At 64.1% G+C, this 17,244-nt stretch carries 13 protein-coding genes; 5 read left to right on the top strand and 8 right to left on the bottom strand.

What is annotated here, in order from left to right; translation table 11 throughout:
- The first annotated feature begins 109 nt into the window (after positions 1 to 109).
- The 4 genes from FHS03_RS10760 to FHS03_RS10745 all read left to right on the top strand — a co-directional run bounded on the left by FHS03_RS10760 (position 110) and on the right by FHS03_RS10745 (position 5,290).
- On the top strand, positions 110 to 1,336 hold the full coding sequence (locus FHS03_RS10760; RefSeq protein ID WP_183440978.1) for a DUF4382 domain-containing protein: 1,227 nt from the start codon (positions 110 to 112) through the stop codon (positions 1,334 to 1,336).
- Positions 1,337 to 1,439: 103 nt separating this feature from the next.
- The gene (locus FHS03_RS10755) at positions 1,440 to 4,241 is read left to right on the top strand and encodes a valine--tRNA ligase (RefSeq protein WP_183440977.1); all 2,802 of its coding nucleotides are present in this window, start codon (positions 1,440 to 1,442) and stop codon (positions 4,239 to 4,241) included.
- 51 nt (positions 4,242 to 4,292) lie between these two features.
- Positions 4,293 to 4,802: a GNAT family N-acetyltransferase gene (locus FHS03_RS10750; RefSeq protein WP_183440976.1), complete on the top strand. Its 510-nt coding sequence runs from the start codon at positions 4,293 to 4,295 to the stop codon at positions 4,800 to 4,802.
- A gap of 41 nt (positions 4,803 to 4,843) precedes the next feature.
- Positions 4,844 to 5,290: a DUF2147 domain-containing protein gene (locus FHS03_RS10745; protein WP_371871651.1), complete on the top strand. Its 447-nt coding sequence runs from the start codon at positions 4,844 to 4,846 to the stop codon at positions 5,288 to 5,290.
- 71 nt (positions 5,291 to 5,361) lie between these two features.
- Here FHS03_RS10745 and FHS03_RS10740 read toward each other — a convergent pair whose 3' ends face one another.
- Both FHS03_RS10740 and FHS03_RS10735 read right to left on the bottom strand, forming a co-directional pair.
- Positions 5,362 to 7,179, bottom strand: a complete 1,818-nt coding sequence (locus tag FHS03_RS10740) for an ATP-binding protein (RefSeq protein ID WP_183440975.1) — start codon at positions 7,177 to 7,179, stop codon at positions 5,362 to 5,364.
- A gap of 9 nt (positions 7,180 to 7,188) precedes the next feature.
- Positions 7,189 to 10,818: a response regulator gene (locus tag FHS03_RS10735; protein WP_183440974.1), complete on the bottom strand. Its 3,630-nt coding sequence runs from the start codon at positions 10,816 to 10,818 to the stop codon at positions 7,189 to 7,191.
- 273 nt (positions 10,819 to 11,091) lie between these two features.
- Between FHS03_RS10735 and FHS03_RS28140 the strand changes: the two genes are divergently transcribed.
- The gene (locus FHS03_RS28140) at positions 11,092 to 11,727 is read left to right on the top strand and encodes a PEP-CTERM sorting domain-containing protein (protein ID WP_229426155.1); all 636 of its coding nucleotides are present in this window, start codon (positions 11,092 to 11,094) and stop codon (positions 11,725 to 11,727) included.
- A gap of 30 nt (positions 11,728 to 11,757) precedes the next feature.
- On the opposite strand, the gene ruvB is transcribed toward FHS03_RS28140, so the two are convergent.
- The 6 genes from ruvB to dusB form a co-directional block, all read right to left on the bottom strand.
- Positions 11,758 to 12,813, bottom strand: coding sequence for a Holliday junction branch migration DNA helicase RuvB (gene ruvB, locus FHS03_RS10725; RefSeq protein WP_050409438.1), 1,056 nt, complete (start codon positions 12,811 to 12,813; stop codon positions 11,758 to 11,760).
- Between the two features lie 6 nt (positions 12,814 to 12,819).
- Complete coding sequence (gene ruvA, locus FHS03_RS10720; protein WP_183440973.1) at positions 12,820 to 13,398, bottom strand: Holliday junction branch migration protein RuvA; 579 nt, start codon at positions 13,396 to 13,398, stop codon at positions 12,820 to 12,822.
- A gap of 30 nt (positions 13,399 to 13,428) precedes the next feature.
- On the bottom strand, positions 13,429 to 14,037 hold the full coding sequence (gene ruvC, locus FHS03_RS10715; protein ID WP_183440972.1) for a crossover junction endodeoxyribonuclease RuvC: 609 nt from the start codon (positions 14,035 to 14,037) through the stop codon (positions 13,429 to 13,431).
- A gap of 86 nt (positions 14,038 to 14,123) precedes the next feature.
- Positions 14,124 to 15,710 (bottom strand): bifunctional phosphoribosylaminoimidazolecarboxamide formyltransferase/IMP cyclohydrolase, encoded by a 1,587-nt coding sequence (purH, locus tag FHS03_RS10710; protein WP_183440971.1) that lies wholly within the window; start codon positions 15,708 to 15,710, stop codon positions 14,124 to 14,126.
- Positions 15,711 to 15,809: 99 nt separating this feature from the next.
- Positions 15,810 to 16,043 carry a helix-turn-helix domain-containing protein gene (locus tag FHS03_RS10705; protein WP_008445162.1) on the bottom strand — a complete coding sequence of 78 codons (234 nt, stop codon included), beginning with the start codon at positions 16,041 to 16,043 and terminating at the stop codon, positions 15,810 to 15,812.
- Positions 16,044 to 16,087: 44 nt separating this feature from the next.
- Positions 16,088 to 17,104 carry a tRNA dihydrouridine synthase DusB gene (dusB, locus tag FHS03_RS10700; protein ID WP_183440970.1) on the bottom strand — a complete coding sequence of 339 codons (1,017 nt, stop codon included), beginning with the start codon at positions 17,102 to 17,104 and terminating at the stop codon, positions 16,088 to 16,090.
- Between the last annotated feature and the right edge of the window lie 140 nt (positions 17,105 to 17,244).

Below are 17,244 nucleotides of genomic sequence, written 5' to 3'. Positions count from 1 at the left end.
AACTGTTGCTAAGCCGCTCAGGCTCGATACCATAAGGACAATTCGCTGCATAATGGGTCAGGCTGCGCCATTCGCGCGCCCTTCCCCCTTTCTTTCTGCGAGGTCGATCATGAAGACAAGCCGCCTCTTTCCCCGTCTGGCCGCCGGCGCGGCCATCAGCGCAGCACTGGTCTTGCTGGCATCGTGCGGCGGCGGCGGTGGGGGCGGCAATGGCGGCACACCGCCGCCCACCACCACCATGGGCACGGTGGCCGTCTCGTTGACCGATGCCCCGGCCTGCGGTTTCGACGCGGTCAACATCACCGTCGCCAAGGTGCGCATCCACGCCAGCAATATCGCCAGCGACACCGACAGCGGCTGGACCGACATCACGCTCACGCCCGCGCGCAAGATCAATCTGCTCAACCTGACCAACGGCGCGCTGGAAGCGCTGGGACAGACCTCGCTGGCCACCGGCCACTATTCGCAAATCCGCCTGGTGCTCGACGCGAACGCCGGCAACGGCCTGGCCAACACCGTGGTGCCCACCGGCTCCACCGCCGAGCGCTCGCTTGACACGCCCAGCGCCGTCCAAAGCGGCATCAAGCTGGTCAACGATTTCGACGTGGGCGCCAACCAGCGCGTCGACCTGGTGCTCGACTTCGACGCCTGCAAATCCATCGTCACCAAGGGCAATGGCAATTACGCGCTCAAGCCCGTGATCAAGGTGGTGCCGACCACGCTCAACGGCATCAGCGGCTTTATCGCGCCCGCCCTGCTGGCCAGCCATGTGGCCATATCAGCGCAGCAGGCCGGCGCCATCATCGCCGCCACCGTGCCCAGCGCCAGCGGCGAGTTCGCCCTGACCCGCCTGCCGGCGGGGAATTACGATGTGGTCATCACCGCCGACGACCGCGCCGCCAGCGTGGTCGGCGCCGTGCCGGTGACGGCCAGCGCCATGACAGCCCTCAGCACCACCGCCGCGCCAATCAATATGACGGCCAGCGTCCAGGGCAGCATCAGCGGCACGGTCACGCTGACCCCGTCCAGCGCCACCGAGGCGGCCACCGTCACGGCACGCCAGGTCATCAGCGGCGGCCCGGCCGTGGCCCTGCGCTACCAGGGCGCCGACCTGCTCAACGGCAGCTACACGCTGGACAAGCTGCCGGTGGCCGCCATCCGCTACGCGCCCTACAGCGCCACCCTGCCCCTGGTCTTCAACGCCAGCGCCAGCACGCCCGGCAGCGGCCAATACCGGCTCGACGCCACCGCCGTCGGCTATGCGGTGCAAACCAAGGCCGCCATCGATATCAGCATGGCCAACCAGACCGGCGTCAATTTCACGCTGACGCCTTGAATACGGGGGATGCGCGGCCAGGCGGCCGCGCATCTTTACCCGCCGTGGAACGACCGCGATTCCCTTATAATGGTCGTTTTCGCCAAAATTACAGTCCCCCATCATGGAATTAGCCAAGTCTTTCGAGCCTGCCGACATTGAACAGTTCTGGCGCAGCGAGTGGGAAAAGCGCGGTTACTACGCAGCCTCCCTCGACCTGAGCAAGCCTTCCTTCAGCATCCAGCTGCCGCCGCCGAATGTGACCGGCACCCTGCATATGGGCCACGCCTTCAATCAGACCATCATGGACGGTCTGACGCGCTACCACCGCATGCTGGGCCATAACACCGCCTGGATTCCCGGCACCGACCACGCCGGCATCGCCACCCAGATCGTCGTCGAGCGCCAGCTCGATGCGCAGAAAATCTCGCGCCACGACCTGGGCCGCGAAAAATTCATCGAAAAAGTGTGGGAGTGGAAGGAAAAATCCGGCTCCACCATCACCGGCCAGATGCGCCGCATGGGCACCTCGCCCGACTGGAACCGCGAATACTTCACGATGGACGAGACGCGCTCGAAAGTCGTCTCCGAAGTCTTCGTGCGCCTGTACGAGCAAGGCCTGATCTACCGCGGCAAGCGTCTGGTGAACTGGGACCCCGTGCTGGGCACCGCCGTCTCCGACCTGGAAGTGGTGTCGGAGGAGGAAGACGGCTCCATGTGGCATATCAAATACCCGCTGGCCGATGGCAGCGGCTTCCTGACCGTGGCCACCACCCGTCCGGAAACCATGCTGGGCGACGTCGCCGTGGCGGTCGACCCGACCGACGAGCGCTATCAGGCGCTGGTGGGCAAGCTGCTCAAGCTGCCGCTGTGCGACCGCGAAATCCCGGTCATCGCCGACTCCTATGTGGACAAGGAATTCGGCACCGGCTGCGTAAAGATCACGCCGGCCCACGACTTCAACGACTACGCCGTCGGCCAGCGCCATAAGCTGGACATGCCGTCCATCCTGACCCTGGACGCGAAGATCAGCGACGACGCGCCGGCCGCCTACCGTGGCCTGGACCGTTTCGCCGCGCGCAAGCAGATCGTCGCCGACCTGGAAGCGCAAGGCCTGCTGGAAGCGGTCAAGCCGCACAAGCTGATGGTGCCGCGCGGCGACCGTACCGGCGTCGTCATCGAGCCGATGCTGACCGACCAGTGGTTCGTCGCCATGAGCAAGCCGGCGCCGGAAGGCACTTTCTATCCCGGCAAATCGATCGCCGAAGTGGCGCTGGACAAGGTCGCCAGCGGCGAAATCAAGTTCGTGCCTGAAAACTGGAGCAACACCTACAACCAGTGGCTCAACAACATCCAGGACTGGTGCATCTCGCGCCAGCTGTGGTGGGGCCACCAGATCCCGGCCTGGTACGACGAGCAAGGCAATATCTTCGTCGCCCGCAGCGAGGAAGAGGCGCAGGCCAAAGCCGCCGCCGCCGGCAGCAGCGGCCCGCTGAAACGCGAAGCCGACGTGCTCGATACCTGGTTCTCCTCCGCCCTGGTGCCCTTCTCGACCCTGGGCTGGCCGGAAGAAACGCCGGACCTGAAAGCCTTCCTGCCATCGTCCGTGCTGGTGACGGGCTTCGACATCATCTTCTTCTGGGTGGCGCGCATGGTCATGATGACCTGCCACTTCACCGGCAAGGTGCCGTTCGAAACCGTCTACGTGCACGGCCTGGTGCGCGACTCGCAGGGCCAGAAGATGTCCAAGTCCAAGGGCAATACCCTGGACCCGATCGACCTGATCGACGGCATCGGCCTCGACGCTCTGGTGGCCAAGCGCACTGCGGGCCTGATGAATCCGAAGCAGGCCGAGAAGATCGAGAAGGCCACGCGCAAGGAATTCCCGGAAGGGATCGCTGCCTACGGCACCGACGCCGTGCGCTTCACCATGGCTAGCTACGCCTCGCTGGGCCGCAACATCAACTTCGACCTGGGCCGCTGCGAAGGCTACCGCAACTTCAGTAACAAGCTGTGGAACGCCACCCGCTTCGTGCTGATGAACACCGAAGGCAAGGACTGCTCGGCCAACGAAGCCGACCTGTCGCAGGCCGACAAGTGGATCATCTCCCTGCTGCAAAAGGCCGAACAGGACGTGGCCAAAGGCTTTGCCGACTACCGCTTCGACAATATCGCCAGCACGATCTATAAATTCGTGTGGGACGAATACTGCGACTGGTACCTGGAACTGGCGAAAGTCCAGGTCCAGCAAGGCACCGAAGGCCAGCAGCGCGCCACCCGCCACACCCTGCTGCGCGTGCTGGAAGTGGTGCTGCGCCTGGCGCACCCGATCATCCCCTTCGTGACCGAGCAGCTGTGGCAGACCGTGGCGCCGCTGGCCGGCAAGGGCGACACCGCCAACGCTTCCATCATGACCCAGCCTTACCCGCTGCCGAACGCCGAGAAGATCGACGAAGCGGCCGAAGCCTGGATCGGCGAACTGAAAGCGCTGACCGACGCCACCCGCAACCTGCGTGGCGAAATGAAACTGTCGCCGTCGCTGCGCGTGCCGCTGATCGTGGAAGCTTCCGGCGCCGACAAGGAGCGCATGGCCGCCTTCGCACCGTATGTCCAGTTGCTGGGCAAGCTGTCCGAAGTGCAGATCGTCGACGCGCTGCCGGAATCGCCGGCCGCCGTCTCCGTGGTCGGCACCACCAAGCTGATGCTGAAAGTGGAGATCGACGTGAAGGCCGAGCGCGAGCGCCTGTCCAAGGAAATCGCCCGTCTGGAAGGCGAGATCGCCAAGGCCAGCGGCAAGCTGTCGAGCGAAAGCTTCGTGGCGCGCGCCCCGGCCGCCGTGGTCGCGCAGGAGCAGGAACGCGTCGCCACCTTCGGCGCCACCCTGGCCAAGATGCAGGAGCAGTTGGCGAAACTGCCCGCCGCGTAATGGCGTAACACCAGGCGGCCTGCGGGCCGCCTTTTTTCATTCCGGAGTCCCATGTCCCGCTTCACCTTCCGCCGCCTGCATCCCACCGACATGCCCCTGCTGCACGACTGGCTGAACCGCCCGCATATCCGCGCCTGGTGGGACGAGCCGGGAAGCCTGGATGAAGTGTCCGCCACCTTCATGGAATTGACCGGCGACGATGCCGACACCCTCGGCTACATCGCCCTGCTCGACGGCGAAGCGGCCGGCTTCATTCAATCCTATGTGGTGATGGGCTCGGGCGGCGGCTGGTGGGAAGACGAAACCGATCCCGGCGCGCGCGGCATCGACTTGTTCCTGGCCGACGGCGAGCGGCTCGGCCAAGGCTTGGGCAGCGCCCTGCTCGACGACTTCTGCGCCCTGCTGTTCAGCGATCCCGCCGTGAGCAAGGTGCAGGCCGACCCCACGCCCGCCAACGGCCGCGCGATCCGCAGCTACCAGCGCGCCGGCTTCCAGGACTGTGGCGAAGTCGTCACGCCGGATGGGCCGGCGCGGCTGATGGTGCGCCCGCGCGTGGCATAATCGATTAACAATATTGACAACGCAACTACAGGAGACACCCGATGCGCCTTATGATTCAAGCCGCCCTGATTGCCGCCAGCCTGCTCGCCGCGCCCGCCATGGCCGACGACGGCTCCCCGGTCGGTCTGTGGAAAAACATCGATGACGTCAGCGGCAAGCCCAAAGCCCTGATCCGCATCACCGAAACCAATGGCGTGCTGCAGGGCCGCATCGAAAAACTGTTCCGCGCCGCCGACGAAGAACAGAACCCCAAATGCGAGAAGTGCAAGGACGCGCGCAAGGACCAGCCCATTGTCGGCATGGTCTTCATGAGCGGCCTGAAAAAAGACGGCAGCGAATACAACGACGGTGAAATCCTCGACCCCGACAACGGCAAGGTCTACCGCAGCAAGCTGAAGCTGGCCGACGGCGGCAAAAAGCTCGAAGTGCGCGGCTACATCGGCGTCCCCATGCTCGGCCGCTCGCAAACCTGGCTGCGCCAGGAATAAACTCCACAGCCGAGCTTGTGTCCACCTTGGTGCCAGGCACCAAGGTGGACACGGACTCGGCCACTGCGGCTTTAGGCCGGGACTTTGAGGGGGAGCTTGATGGCGAAGTGGACGCCAGCGCCGGGCGTGCTATCGAGCTTGACCTCGCCTTTCAGCACATTGCAGAGCAGGCGGCGCACGATGAACAGGCCAAGGCCTGAGCCGCCTTTGCCGAATTTGGTCGAATAGAACGCCTCGAACACTTTCTGCTGCAGCTCGGGGGCGATGCCGACGCCATCGTCGCGGTAATCGATGCGCACGTGTTCCCCTTCCACGCAGGCCGCGATCGTGATCGTGCCTTCGCTGCGGCCGTCGAAGCCATGCACGATGGAGTTGACGATCAGGTTGTTGAACACCTGCTCCAGGTGGCCGGGATAGCTGTCCAGCGCAATGCCGGGCGGGATTTTCAATTCGACCTTCACATTCGCCATGCGCGTCATGCGGCCCAGCGTGGCGGCGATATCGTGCACACAGCCGGCCAGGTCGAACTGGCGGCGTTTCTGGCTGGTCTGGTCCACCGCCACATTCTTGAAGCTTTCGATCAGTTCCTGCGCGCGTTCGGCGCTGCGGATCAGCAGACCGCTGCCTTCCTTGCAGTCGGCCACGGCTTCGCATAAACGCGAACGGGTCAGATGGCCTTCCAGCGCTTCGGTGGCAAGGGCGGCGATGCGTTCGCGCAGGGCGGAAGCGAGCAGCACCAGATTGCCGACCGGCGTGTTCAAGTCATGCGCGACGGCGGCAACAATGCCGCCCAACGCCGCCATGCGTTCGGTGTCGACCAGTTGATCCATGGCCTGGCGCAGCTGGGCGGTGCGCGCCGCCACGGTCTCCTGCAGCGAGGCGCTGGTGCGCAGGTGCGCTTCTTCCTGCTCGCGGCGCACCGTGATGTCGCGCAGCAGGCAGCCGTACAGCGGCGGCTCGCTGTCAGGGATGGGCCAGACACTGAGTTCCACCGCAAAGTGGCTGCCGTCACGCCGCCACATGCACAGCTCCTGCACGCGGCTGGCGGCACCCGGCTCGCCCGGCAGCAGCTGCGCCAAATCCGGCACCGGTGCAGCCGCGCCATCCAGCTGCGCGCAGGGATCGTCTTCCGTTTCAGGCGCCGCGCCAGCGGGCGGGTTCAGAAAGTCCAGCACCTGCTGCCCCAGCGCATCGCTGCGCGGCCAGCCCACCAGCTCCTCGGCGCGCTGGTTCCATTCGATGAGGATGCCTGCCGCGCTGAAGGCGATAAAGGCTTCGCAGGCGCTGTCGATCACCATGCGCAGCCGCGCTTCGCTGTCGCGCAAGGCCTGCTCGGACAGGCGGCGCGCCTGCACCTCCTCGCTCAGTTGCGCCGCCAGCGCGCTCAGGCTGCGCGTGCGCTCGGCCACGCGCGCCTCCAGGCTGGCCTTGTGCTCTTCCAGCTCGCGGCACTTGGCATACAACTCGCACAGCACCGCCACCTTGCTGCGCAAGACCACCGGCTCGATCGGCTTGATCAGAAAGTCGATGGCCCCGGTTTCATAACCCTTGAACTGGCGCAGCTCGTCGTGCAGGCCGGCAGTGACGAAAATGATCGGCAGGTGGCGCGTCTTCGGATTGGCGCGCAGCAGGGTGGCCGTTTCCAGGCCGTCCATATCGGGCATCTGCACATCCAGCAGCACCACCGCGAAATCGCGTTTCAGGCTGATCGCCAGCGCCTCGTTGCCGGAACCGGCGCATGTCACGTCCAGCGCATAAGGCAGGCCTTGCAGCAGCGCTTCCATCGCCAGCAGATTCTCGGGACGGTCGTCCACCAGCAGCACCGGCACCGACAGCGGCGCCTCGGCGGCGGCAAGCGATGAGGGCGGCGAGATCAGGGACTGGCTCATCGCATATCCTCAGCGGCTGCACCAGACGCGCAGCAGCGACAGCAGTTGTTCCACATCGAGCGGTTTAGCCAGGTAGTCGCTGGCCCCCGCCTCCAGGCATTTCTGGTAGTCGTCGGGCATGGCCTTGGCCGTCATGGCGATCACCGGCAAGGCCCGCCAGCGGGCGTCGGCGCGCATGGCGCGCATGGCCTCGTAGCCATCCATCTGCGGCATCATGATATCCATCAGCACCACCGCCACCTCCTCGTGCCGCTCCAGGCAGTCCAGCCCTTCGCGCCCATTTTCGGCTTCCAGCACCAGCATGCCTTGCTCGCTGAGCAAACCTGTCAGCGAGAACAGATTGCGCATATCGTCATCGACGATCAGCACCGTCTTGCCGCCCAGGGCGGCCTTGTCCGGCAAACGCCTGTCCTCATCGGCCGCCGCGCCCTCATGGCGCTGCTCCACCGCACGCAGGAACAGGCTTACTTCGCTCAACAGCCTTTCCGGACTGCGCGCTCCCTTGATGATGACACTGTCGGCTATGCAGTTCAACTCCCGCTGTTGTTCGCGGGATAATTCCTGGCCCGAGTGGATGATGACCGGCAGGCTGCGCCAGCGCGCATCGGCGCGCAGGCGCGACAGCAGTTCGCCGCCCGCCATATCCGGCAGGCCCAGGTCCAGCACCACGCAATCGAATGTTTCCTCACCCAGGCGCTGCAAAGCTTCGGCCCCGCTGGACGCCTGCGCCACTTCCGCGCCACGCCCCGACAGCAAGGCCGCCAGGCTGGACGCTTCGGTGGCGTCGTCCTCCACCAGCAGCAGGCTGCGCGCCGGGCCGGACATGGCCGCTTCCAGCGTGTCGAACACCTGGTCCAGCTGCTCGCGCGTGACCGGCTTGTTCATATAGCCGATAGCGCCCATGCGCAAGGCTTGCTGCGCCTGCTCCAAGCCGGAAATGAAATGCACCGGAATGCGGCGCGTGCGCTGCTCGGACTTCAAGCGCCGCATCACCTCCCAGCCATCGCTGCGCGCCAGCTTCACGTCGAGCAGCACGCCGCCCGGCAGATGCTGGCTGGCCAGCGCACAGGCGCTCTCGCCGTCGTGCGCCACCAGGGCGCTGTAACCGCGCTGGTGCACCAGGTCCATCAGCACGCCGGCGAAGGCACGGTCGTCCTCCACGATCAGGATGCAGTGCTGGCCCGGCGCGAGGCGGCCGCGGTCGTCCGGCAGCGGCGGCAGGATGTCCGCAGGCGGCGGCGCGCTGCGCGGCGCATCGACTGCCATCAGCGGCAGGAACAGGGTGAAGGTGCTGCCCTTGCCCTCCTCGCTGCGCAGCAGCAGTTCGCCGTCCATCTTGCGCGCCGTCTGCAGCGAGATCGACAGGCCCAGGCCCGTGCCGCCATAACTGCGGCTGATGCTGCCGTCGGCCTGTTTGAAGGCTTCGAAGATCAGCGCATGCTTGTCCGCCGCCACGCCGATGCCGGTATCGCTGACATCGAAAGCCAGGGCCGGTCCCGGCAAGGGATTCTCGTCGGCGCGGGCGCGGCGTATCTTCAGGCCCACCCCACCCTTGCTGGTGAACTTGATCGCGTTCGACAGCAGGTTTTTCAAAATCTGCTGCACCCTTTGCGAATCGAGGCGCAGCGCGGCCGGCACCTCGGGCGCCACCGTGGCCGTCAGCGCCAGCGTCTTCTGCGCGGCGGGCGCCTGGAACAGGGCCAGCATCGATTCGCACAACTGCTGCGGCGAGACCGTCGAGTATTCGAATTCCACCGCACCCGCCTCCACCTTGGACAGGTCGAGAATATCGTTGATCAGATCGAGCAGGTCCTTGCCCGCGTGATGGATGGTGGTGATGTATTCCAGCTGGCGCGCTTCCAGATTGCCGCTCTTGTTCTCCTTCAGCATGGAAGCCAGGATCAGCATGCTGTTCAGCGGCGTGCGCAGCTCGTGCGACATATTCGCCATGAACTCCGTCTTATACGCGCTGACCTTCTGCAACTGTTCGGCACGCGCGGCCAGCTCGCGGCTGGCCTCTTCCAGATCGGCGTTTTTGGCGCGGATCTGTTCGCGCTGGCGTTCCAGCAGTTCGGCGCGTTCTTCCAGTTCCTCATTGCTTTGCTGGAGTTCCTCCTGTTGCACGCGCAGCTCCTCGGCCTGCTGCTCGGTATTACTCAGGAGCTGACGCAAGCGCACGCGCGCCAACGCCACTTCAAAGCCAATGGCCAGTGCCTCGCGCACCAGCTCCATGAACTCCAACTCCTGCGCGCCGAAGGCGCGGAAGCTGCCCAGCTCAATCGCACCCACCAGATTTGTCCCGTGCTGCAGAGGCGCCACCAGCAGACTGGCCGGCTGCGCCTGGCCCAGCGCCGAAGCAATCGGCAAAAAGCCGGGCGGCACATCGCTGACGCACAGCGTGCGCTGCTCGCGCATGGCCTGGCCGATCAAACCTTCACCCCGCGCCACGCTTTGCGGATGTGCGCCATCCGCAGCGAGCGCATAACCGGCAACGCGCTCCATGCGCGGCTTATCTTCTTCCAGCAGATACAGCACGCCAACGCTGGCGCCCAGGCGCTGCGCCAGATAGCTCAGAATGCGTTCGGCCATCGCCGCCAGTTCCGGCTCGCCGCGTAGCAGGGTGTGGATATCGTTCTGGCCCGACTTCAGCCAGTCGCGCGCCTGGCCGGCGGCGCGGCTGGCGCGCAGCGCTTCCGTCATGCTGGCGAAAGCCTGGTCGAAGGAACGCTGCACGGCCGCCATATCCAGCACCGATTGCAGCACCTCGCCCGCCTCGTCATGGCTCAAGGCTTCGCGCGGGATCAGCGGCAGCGCGGTCGGCGCCAGCGTGGCATCCAGATCGCCGGCCGCAATCGCCTGCACCGCCGCCACCTGTTCCGAGCTGGAAACCGTCAGCGAACGCGCCGAATCGAGCGCCGCATGCAGCGGACGGGCGATATTGCGCTGATAGAAAACGCGTAGGAAGATGGCGATCAGCAGCATGATGGCGCCCAGTGTGCCCAGGGTCAGCGTCACCACGCGCGCGGCGCTGGCCACCTCGCGGCTGGACTGCACCTCCAGCACGCCGCGCACATCGCCCAGCATCCAATCCTTTTTCGGACTGCTGGCCAGGCTGTTATGGCAGGCCACGCAGGCCTGGGCGCTCATGCGGTCGGCCAGCGCCACGCGCACGGTGCGCTTGCCCTGCAGCAGATCGGTGCGCACAAAGGCCGCGTCGGGGTTCGCCTTGAGGAAGTTCCACGCCTCCTGGCCGAAGCTATCGAGTTCGCGCCCGGCGCGGTTAGGAAAGGGATAGGGACTGTAGAGTTTGAGGCTGGTGCCGCCGTCCTGCAGCAGCAGGCTCAGATCGTGCACCATGGTGGCCGGCAGCGGAATGGTCTTAGCGTTGCCGCGATGGTCGAACGCGACTTTCAGGTCGGATTGTGCCAACACCTTGGCCGCCACGTTCTCCGTGTAATAGCGCCGCAGGATCAGGAACTGGCGCACCGTGGCCTGGGCCGCGTCGACCGCATCCTGCTGCGCATTGCGCTCAATGGCCGCAGGCAAGAACAGCGCAGCCGCCAGCGCGCTCAACAGCAGAACGACGCCGATGGGCAGGAACAGCTTCCAGAACAGGTTCCGCGACGCGTGGTAAGGCATGGGTTCCCCCGCAGGGTGGCAGGCAAGGTGATTGCCGGGGCTATGGCCCCATTTTTCTCGGGTTTGTAACAGGAAGCAAGGGATATTCGCGGGGAACAAGCTGGCGTGGCGCAGGCAGGACAGGGTGCGGCGACCTGGTCTTAACCTGCACTTTCGGCAGTGAGTGAAGTGACTTTGTTATAATCTCAAAGAATAAACATAATTATGAAAATTGAAATATAGCAAAATCAGCCAATTTCATAACCAAATAGCTTTCAGCAGACAGTCAATTTCATGAAAAAACTGGCCTTACTTGCAGCTTTGGCCTTCACTCTCCCAGCCAGAGCAGAACTGGTCACATACAATTTCACTGGCTTTGTTTTCAATATCCTTGAGGGCTCGTCTTGGGTCGCCGAAAGCAGCGTTGACGGCCGTAAAGTCAACAAAGGAGACAAGCTAAAAGGCAGCTTCACCTATAACACCAACACCAAACTTGTGAGCTTTGAGGACCGCCATGAATGGAGCAAGCTCGCAACCTACAAGCAAAGCAATGCCGGCAATGTCATGTCGTTTTCCTTTGAAGACAGTGGCTTGGCATTCCGTTTCAACTACGACACGATTACAACCCACGCTGGCACGCCAGACTATATCCGTTTCACGACCGCGCAGGACAAATATCGCGCCGAGATTGAGATGGGCGGCAATAATGCCTTGGATGGATCGGTGGCAATTCCATCCCGCTTGAAACCTGTGTCGTCTTATTTTGTCCCACCATACCTCTCTCTCGAAGACTCTACGGTCATGGTCAACGTCCAATTCACTTCTATGGATTTGGCCGCACCAGTTCCCGAGCCATCCACCTACGCCATGCTGCTGGCGGGCTTGGCCGGCGTGGGCTTCGCGGCCCGGCGCCGCCAAGCACGCTGCTAAAAACAAAGCCGCCCTTGAGGCGGCTTTGTTTTAGTTATCCCACAAATCCCCGGTCGGATTCGTGCGCGGGGGCGTGACGCCGAAGTGCATATAGGCGGCGGCGGTGGCGACGCGGCCGCGCGGGGTGCGTTGCAGGAAGCCTTGCTGGATCAGATAAGGCTCCAACACATCCTCGATGGTGTCAGCCGCTTCGCCGATGGCGGCGGCGAGATTGCCGATGCCGACCGGGCCGCCGCCGAATTTGTACAGCACTGCTTCGAGCAGCTTGCGGTCCATCACGTCGAAGCCGACGTGGTCGACATCGAGCATCACCAGCGCGGCATCGGCCAGCTCTTTCGTGATGTCGCCATTGCTCTTCACTTCCGCATAGTCGCGCACGCGGCGCAGCAGGCGGTTGGCGATACGCGGCGTGCCGCGCGCGCGGCGCGCAATTTCGACAGCGCCGTCAGCGTCGATATTCGCCTTCAGCAGCGCGGCGCTGCGCGTGACGATCTTGGCCAGTTCAGGCACCGTGTAGAACTCCAGCCGCGCCACGATGCCGAAGCGGTCGCGCAGCGGATTGGTCAGCATGCCGGCGCGCGTGGTGGCGCCCACCAGCGTGAAGGGCTGCAGGTCGAGCTTGACCGAGCGCGCGGCCGGGCCTTCGCCGATCATGATATCGATCTGGTAGTCTTCCAGCGCCGGGTAAAGGATCTCTTCGACCACCGGCGACAGGCGGTGGATTTCGTCGATGAAGAGCACATCGTTCGCTTCCAGATTGGTCAGGATCGCGGCCAGGTCGCCGGGACGCTCCAGCACCGGCCCCGAAGTCTGGCGCAGGTTCACGCCCATCTCGCGCGCGATGATATTGGCCAGCGTGGTCTTGCCCAGGCCGGGAGGGCCGAACAGCAGGGTGTGGTCGAGCGCCTCGCTGCGCTTGCGCGCGGCGGTGATGAAGATTTCCAGCTGGTCGCGGATCTTGCTCTGCCCGACGTATTCATCGAGGTGCTTGGGCCGCAGCGCGCGTTCGATGGCTTCCTCGTTGGGCGAGGACGGCGCGGCATCGATGATGCGCTGGGGCGTGAAATCGTCGGTCTGGATGCTCATGGTGCCTTAACCCTTGGACAGCGCTTTCAGCGCCTGCTTGATGCCGTCCGAAACAGAGGAGCCGGCCGGCACGGTCTTCAGCGCCTGCAGCGCCTCCTTGTCAGAATACCCCAAAGCGAGCAGCGCGTTCAGGATGTCGCTCTGCGAATCGGGCACGGCATGCGCGCCGCCGGCGCCGATGTCGGCGCCCAGCTTGCCTTTCAATTCGAGCAGCAGACGCTCGGCGGTCTTCTTGCCGATGCCCGGCACCTTGATCAGACGGCCCGCTTCCTGCAAGGTCACGGCCTGCGCCAGGTCGGGAATGGACATGCCGGACAGGATGGACAGCGCGGTGCGCGCGCCGACGCCGCTGATCTTGATCAGCTGGCGGAACACGGCGCGCTCTTCGGCATTGCCGAAGCCGAACAGCAGGTGGGCGTCCTCGCGGATGGCCTGGTGGGTGAACAGCACCACGCGCTCGCCGACGCCGGGCAGGTTGTAGAAGGTGCTCATCGGCACATCGACTTCATAGCCCACGCCCTGCACGTCAACCAGCAGTTGCGGCGGATTTTTTTCAAGCAGAACCCCGGAGAGTCGTCCGATCATGATGCGAATACCTTGGATAAAAGAGAGAGTTTAGCCGACCAGACGCCCGCGCCGCACGCGCAGGCCCGCCAGCACGGTCTGGGCGGCCGTCGCGCCCTGCCCGGCCTTGCCGGCCTTGGACGATGCCGCGGCCTGGGCCAGCTTGGTCGCGGCCATGCTGCCCACCAGCGCCAGCGTGGCCTGGCTGTGCGCGTGGCAGATCGCCACGCCCAAAGCGTCGGCCGCATCGGTGCCGGGCAAGCCGGGCAGCGCCAGCAGGCGCGCCACCATATCCTGCACCTGGGGCTTGGCGGCGCGGCCGGTGCCGACCACGGCCTGCTTGATCTGGGTCGGCGAATATTCGGCCACGCTGAGCGCATTGCTGACCAGGGCGCAGATCGCCGCGCCGCGCGCCTGCCCGAGCAGCAGGGTCGATTGCGGGTTGACGTTGACGAAGACCTGTTCGATGGCCGCGCAGTCGGGCCGGTAGGTGGCGGCCACCTGGGACACGCCGTCGAGAATCACTTTGAGCCGCGTCGGCAAATCGCCCTCGCCGCTCTTGATGGTGCCGGAAGCGATGTAGCGCAGCTTGCTGCCCTGCTTTTGAATGACGCCAAAGCCGGTGGTGCGCAAGCCGGGGTCGATGCCTAAAATAATCATCGTCAGATTGTAAGTAAAAAACCGGGGACAGACCACGTTTTCTTGGAAAACGTGGTCTGTCCCCGGTTTGGGCCGCAGCTAAAAGCTTAGTGGCGGAAGTGGCGCGTGCCGGTGTAGACCATCACCACGCCGCGTTCGTCGGCGGCGTCGATCACTTCCTGGTCACGCATGGAGCCGCCCGGGTGGATGACGCAGGTCGCGCCCGCGTCCACCACCACATCGAGGCCGTCGCGGAAGGGGAAGAAGGCGTCCGACGCCACCACCGAACCGGCCAGCGACAGGCCGGCGTTCTGCGCCTTGATCGAGGCGATGCGCGCGGAGTCGATGCGGCTCATCTGGCCGGCGCCCACGCCCAGGGTCATATTATTGGCGCAGAAGACGATGGCGTTCGACTTTACGTACTTGGCCACGCGCCAGGCGAACATCAGGTCTTGCAGCTGCTGCTGGGTAGGCTGCAACTTGGTCACGACTTTCAGGTCGGCCAGCAGCACGTTCTTGGAGTCGGCCGACTGCACCAGCAGGCCGCCGCCCACGCGCTTGACGTCCAGCGGATTCACGCCATCGCCCAGCGGGATTTCCAGCAGGCGCACGTTCTGCTTGGCCGACAGGATCTGCAGCGCTTCGGCCGTGAAGGACGGCGCGATCAGCACTTCCACGAACAGCTTGGCCAGCTCGGTCGCCGCCGCGCCATCGACCACGGTATTGAAGGCGATGATGCCGCCGAAAGCCGAAGTCGGGTCGGTCTGCAGCGCGCGCTTGTAAGCGTCCACCGCGTTCGCGCCCAGGGCCACGCCGCAAGGATTGGCGTGCTTGATGATGACGCAGGCCGCGGCCTGGTCGAAGCCGCCCAGGCTCTTCACGCATTCCCATGCGGCGTCGGCGTCGGCGATATTATTGAAGGACAGCTCCTTGCCCTGCAGCTGGCGGTAGTTCGCCAACGCGCCGGCCACCGGGTTCAGGTCGCGGTAGAACGCCGCGCTCTGGTGCGGGTTTTCGCCGTAGCGCATGTCCTGCACTTTTTCGAAGTGCACGTTCAGGGTCTGCGGATAAGCGCCGCGGTTGGCGTGCAAACGGTCCGGACCCAGGCTGCTCAGGTAATTGGTGATGGCGCCGTCGTACTGGGCGGTGTGGGCGTACACCTTCTTGGCCAGCATGAAGCGGGTCTCATAGCTCACATAACCGGGCGCGCTGTCGGTGGTCTTCATCTCGGCCAGCACATGGCCGTAGTCGGCCGGGTCGCAGATCACCACCACGTCCTTGTGGTTCTTGGCCGCCGAACGCAGCATGGCCGGGCCGCCGATGTCGATGTTCTCGATGGCGTCGTCCAGCGTGCACTCATCCTTGGCCACCGTGGCCTGGAAGGGGTACAGGTTCACCACCACCATATCGATGGTCGGAATGCTGTGCTCTTCCAGCTTGGCCACGTGCTCGGGCAGGTCGCGGCGGGCCAGGATGCCGCCATGGACTTTCGGGTGCAGGGTCTTGACGCGGCCGTCCAGCATTTCCGGGAAGCCGGTGTAGTCGGCCACCTCGGTCACGGCGACGCCGTTATCGGCCAGCAGTTTGGCCGTGCCGCCGGTGGACAGGATGTTGACGCCCATCGCCGACAGGGCGCGCGCGAAATCGAGGACGCCGGTTTTGTCGGAAACGGAGATGAGAGCTTGTTTAATCATGGCTGTGGGACAGGTTGTTGAATATTCTGGTTGAACACACCCACCGGCCGCCATAGCGGCCGGTCACAGCCACTTGCGGAGCCGGACGTCGGACCTTGTTTACAGCAGGCCGTGTTCCTGTAATTTCTTTCGCAAAGTATTGCGATTGATGCCGAGCATCTGGGCGGCATGCGACTGGTTGCCGTCCGCGCGCGTCATCACCACTTCGAGGATGGGTTTCTCGACCGTCAGCACGACCATATCGTAGATATTCGAGGCCTGCTGCTCGCCCAGGTCATTGAAATAGTCTTCAAGGCTCTTCTGGACGACTTCCTGGATGCTTTCTTTGCTCATATTCTTATTTCGTTTCTGCTAATGTTTTGCCACGCTGGCGCCGCTTAGGCGGCCAGCATTTCTTCGGCGAGGCGGTATTGTAACCGCTCGCCATACTTCCATTGGGATTCAAAGAACTGGTCGACGGCGCGCAACTGCTCCGTTGTCGATTCCAGCTTATTCATTTCTTGACGGAAATCTTCGCCGCCGGCCAGGTCGCGCACATACCAGCCGATATGCTTGCGCGCCGTGCGCACGCCGAGGAAGTCGCCGTAGAAGGCGTAATGCGCCTGCAAATGCTCGCTCATCAAGTGGCGCACCTCGGCCACCAGCGGCGGCGGCAGATGCGTGCCGGTGGCCAGGAAATGCGCGATCTCGCGGAAAATCCAGGGCCGGCCCTGGGCCGCGCGGCCCACCATCACGGCGTCGGCGCCGGTCTTCTCCAGCACGTAGCGCGCTTTTTCCGGCGTCGTGATGTCGCCATTGGCCACCACGGGAATCTTCACCGATGCTTTCACGGCGGCGATGGTCTCGTACTCGGCGTCGCCCGTGTAGCCGTCGGCGCGCGTGCGGCCGTGCAAGGTCAGCATCTGGATGCCGGCCTGCTCGGCGATGCGGGCGATGTTCAAGGCATTCTTGTTTTCGCGGTTCCAGCCGGTGCGGAATTTCAGGGTGACAGGCACGTCGACCGCGCCCACCACGGCGTGCAGGATGCGCTCGACCAGGTCTTCGTGCTGCAACAGGGCCGAACCGCACCAGTTATTGCACACTTTTTTGACCGGGCAACCCATATTGATGTCGATGATCTGCGCGCCGCGGTCGACGTTGAACTTGGCGCAGTCGGCCAGGTCTTGCGGGTCGGCGCCGGCGATCTGCACCGCCTTCGGTTCCATCTCCCCGGCGTGGTCGGTGCGGCGCGCGCTCTTTTCGCTGGCCCACAGGCGTGGATTCGAGGCCGCCATCTCGGATACTGCATAGCCCGCGCCCAGCTCCTTGCACAATTGGCGGAAGGGACGGTCCGTGACGCCCGCCATGGGGGCGACAAAGACGTTGTTGCGCAGCTGATGGGGTCCGATTTGCACTTGATTCACAGAAAGATAGATTGGGAAACCGAGTATTTTACCCGATCCCCTGCTCAATTTATAAGCACTATTTTGTATGAAAACAGCAAGTGTGCAGCTTTAGCGTTATGTCACACTATTTTCTTGCGGAAATAATAAGC

Source organism: Pseudoduganella violacea, from assembly GCF_014191875.1.
Classification (GTDB): domain Bacteria; phylum Pseudomonadota; class Gammaproteobacteria; order Burkholderiales; family Burkholderiaceae_D; genus Rugamonas; species Rugamonas violacea_A.
The sequence above is the reverse complement of the archived record's forward strand: the minus strand, read 5'-3'. Positions and strand labels throughout refer to the sequence as shown.